Raw genomic sequence first — 1,906 nt, forward strand, 5'->3', positions numbered from 1 at the left:
GAAATTTAGATAATCGAGAGTAAAAATTTCGCCGCTTAGCCGCATAAAAGGTCTAGCCTTGGCGCTTTCATAGACGAAATTTACGAAGGCGAAAATTTTCTTGCCGCAGTTGGTGCTTACGAACTCGTCGTTAGGTACGACCTGCGCCGAAAAGAGTCCGTTTAGATCGGCGCCGTAGTAGATCAGCGGCGCGCAGACGTAAAGCTGGGTCTTGGCGATATTTGAGAGCACGAGCGAGTGCATGACGGCGTTATCGGCGCCGATTTTTTCATACGCGCGCTCAAAGCTCTCGCTTACGCGCGCTTTAAATTCCTCCGCGCTGAACTCATATGCGCCTGTAAGCCTGACGTCCCATTCTAGCGCGACTGCGTGCGTGTAGGCGTCCTCGTAGTATTCGAGCGGATGCCCGATCTGAAGCGGCGTTTTTATATCCATCCACGCGATCTCCGCATCCCGCCACGCGCCGATCACCGCGCTAGCGTCCCTCTCGCAAAAGGCCTGCTTGAGCTTGGACAGATACGCGACGTAAGCTAGCTCGCTCTCATCTTCGGCAAGCGTTACCAGACGCTCCAAAAGATCGCTAAATTCGCTCTGCAGCTTCGCCGTCTCATCCGCAAATGCCACGGCGTAGGGCACCATTTGGGATTTGCCCTCGCGCTGTACTATCGCGCCGTAGCAGCGCTCGCAGATCTCGCCGTGAGGCGTGCGCATAAACAGCTCCTCTTGCAGCAAAAATTCCTTCGCCTGCGCAAGCGAGCTAAATTCCTTTTCCCAGCGCTTGTTCGTGCCTTCGATGATTAGGGCTTGCCAGCTTTTTTGCATATCGCTTAGCACGAGCCCGATGCGGTGCACGCCCTTTAAAAGCTCCAGATAAAACGGCTGCAAAATCCCCTGCGTGCCCGCCTCGGCTATGAGCGCTTCGTGCATGCTCTCGTGTATTTCGCGCGTGAAATCATACATTTTGCTCTTTAGCTCGCGCTGGCGCGCCTCATCGTAGCCTAAGCGGCGAAATTCCTGCAGAAGCGGATCCTCTTTGAGATCGACGATTCGGCGTAGTACGGCTATGCGCGCAGTATCGCTAGGCTCAAAGCCGCAGATCTCCAGCCCGCGCGCGATCAGCTCGGCGTGCGGCTCGTCGTAGAGGGCGTTTAGTCGTGCCTTAGCGCTCGCTGCCATCTCGCTAAGTTTTGCAAAATCGTTCATCGCGTATCCTTTTTGCCGTTTTTATCGTCTTTTTTGTGAGCGGAATGTGTCTGCTTCGCGAGCAAAATTCCATCCTCGCATCCGCTTAAAATTTTAAAATTTCGGCATAGATTTTTGCCGATTGTATCGAAAAAGTGTTAAATTTGCGCGGTTAAAATGCAAGATTTTTAAATTTAAGGAGTAAAAATGAGCGATTTAAACTTAGACGATTTCGGCGAGCCGCGCATCAAGGTCGTAGCGCTGCCTAAGGATACGAATAGCTCGGGCAATATTTTCGGCGGCTGGATACTAGCGCAGATCGATTTAGCGGGCGCGACGGCGGCGCGCGAGATAGCGCCCGAGCGGGTCGTGACGATCTCGATGCAGGAGGTAACTTTCAAGCAGCCCGTATTTATTGGCGATGTCATCAGCTGCTACGCAAAAGTACTAAGCGTAGGAAATACCTCTATCCGCGTGCAAATCGAGGTCGCAGCGCTACGGCTGGGCGAGGATGGATTTCGCGAGTGTCTGCACGTAACCAGCGCGATCGCAACCTACGTAAGCGTGACCAAATTAGGCCAAAAAAAGCCTATCAGCGCAGAGATTAAGCGGCTGCATGGATTTTAAAATTTCTCAGACTTTAGTTTCAGCTCAAGGAATTTTAGCGTCAAGCTTATAACGCGAAAATTCTTATGTGGGATAAGCTTAGTGTGCAGAATTTATT

At 51.9% G+C, this 1,906-nt stretch carries 2 protein-coding genes; one reads left to right on the forward strand and one right to left on the reverse strand.

Annotation, left to right across the window (positions count from 1 at the left end; translation table 11 throughout):
* The coding region (ciaB, locus tag Q0277_RS09750) for an invasion protein CiaB (RefSeq protein WP_297997610.1) at positions 1–1,203 on the reverse strand (1,203 nt) is incomplete at its 3' end.
* A 186-nt stretch (positions 1,204–1,389) separates the two neighbouring features.
* Here ciaB and Q0277_RS09755 point away from each other — a divergent pair.
* Positions 1,390–1,809, forward strand: coding sequence for an acyl-CoA thioesterase (locus tag Q0277_RS09755; RefSeq protein WP_291940280.1), 420 nt, complete (start codon positions 1,390–1,392; stop codon positions 1,807–1,809).
* Positions 1,810–1,906: the final 97 nt, after the last annotated feature.

Source organism: uncultured Campylobacter sp. (assembly GCF_938030815.1).
Lineage (GTDB): Bacteria > Campylobacterota > Campylobacteria > Campylobacterales > Campylobacteraceae > Campylobacter_B.

Coding starts and splice junctions, on each gene's coding strand:
- Q0277_RS09755 (WP_291940280.1), top strand. CDS start 1,390: ATGAGCGATTTAAACTTAGACGATTTCGGCGAGCCGCGCATCAAGGTC.